We start from the raw sequence: 1,411 nt of genomic DNA on the forward strand, positions 1-1,411 counted from the left end.
TCGACGCTTCTATAGGGGTGGTGATCGGGCCCGGGGGTTCGTGATCCGCTAGGTTCGATGCCGGTGATCTTGGAGTGACTCGCCCTTGATCTGACCGCCTGTGGCGTGTCTTCGCGTTCGACGTGTCCTCGCAGGGTCGCCGGCGTCGGCCCAGTCCGCTGTCCGTTGGCCTGATCAGAAGCCTGTCCGTGCCACAGCACGTGACTCATCACAGATATGCCATGGTTCAGCAGTTCGCCCCGGGCCGACGCCGTCGCAACGGCTGTCCGCTTCTCGGGAAGGAACCACCGTCTTGACCATCCTGGCAGATCCTGCCCTCCGGCAGCGCGGGCCGTCCTCTCGCGCGTGGGTGATCGGGGTCGATACCCACACCGACACCCACGCCGCGACCCTGATCGACGAGGTCGGCGCGGTCGTGGCCCAGACCGAACTGCCGGCCACCCCGGCCGGCTACGCCCGGCTGCAGGCTTGGGCCGAGGCGTCGACCCCGACCGGGCAGCGGATGTTGTGGGCGGTGGAAGGCACCCGCTCGCACGGGCATGGCCTGACCCGGCACCTGAAAACCGCCGGGCAACGGGTCGTCGAGGCCCCCAAACCCGACACCCGCCGCCGGCGGCGGGGCAAGTCCGACCCGCTCGATGCCACCCACGCCGCCCAGAGCGCCCTGGCCATCGACCGGCATCCCACCGCCCGGCACGCCGACCCCCGCGCCGACGGCCCCCGCGAGGCCCTACGGATACTGCTGGTCACCCGCCGCCACGACACCGACATACGCACCGCCACCATCAACCTGTTCAAATCCCTGCTACTGGGCGCCGGCGAACTACGCGAACAGCTGCGCGGGCTGAGCACCACCAGGCAGGTGGCCGCGGTCGGCAACCTGCCCGACGACCCCACCGCCGATCTGGAAACCCAGGTCCGGCTGCAGGCCCTACGCCGCGCCGCCGCCACCATCCACGACCTGAACCAGGTCATCACCGCCAACGAGAAACAACTCCGGACACTGGTCAAACAGGCATGCCCCGGCCTGCTCGACCTACCCGGCGTCGGCCCGGTCACCGCCGCGACCCTGCTCACCGTCTGGTCCCACCACGGCCGGATCCACAGCGAGGCCGCGTTCGCCGCCCTCGGCGGGATCAGCCCACTACCAGCCAGCTCCGGACGGGTAACCCGACACCGCCTCAACCGCGGCGGTGACCGTGTCCTCAACGCCGCCGTGCACACCATCGTCACCGCCCGCCGGCGGATGGGCCACACCCCGACCAGCGACTACATCACCCGACGCACCACCGAAGGCCTCAACCCCAAAGAAATCCTTCGATGCCTCAAGCGCTACACCATCCGCAACCTCTACCGCTTCATCCAAACCAACGCCATCACCACTTGACACAAGCCTTCACAGATCAAGGGC

Annotated in this window: 1 protein-coding gene; it reads left to right on the forward strand. The window is 68.9% G+C overall.

Annotated features, from left to right (window positions below; translation table 11 throughout):
* Positions 1–292: 292 nt before the first annotated feature.
* Positions 293–1,387, forward strand: a complete 1,095-nt coding sequence (locus V6V89_RS41380) for an IS110 family transposase (RefSeq protein WP_334625214.1) — start codon at positions 293–295, stop codon at positions 1,385–1,387.
* Positions 1,388–1,411: the final 24 nt, after the last annotated feature.

The organism is Micromonospora sp. CPCC 206061 (assembly GCF_036906915.1).
In the GTDB taxonomy this organism is placed as follows: Bacteria; Actinomycetota; Actinomycetes; order Mycobacteriales; family Micromonosporaceae; genus Phytohabitans.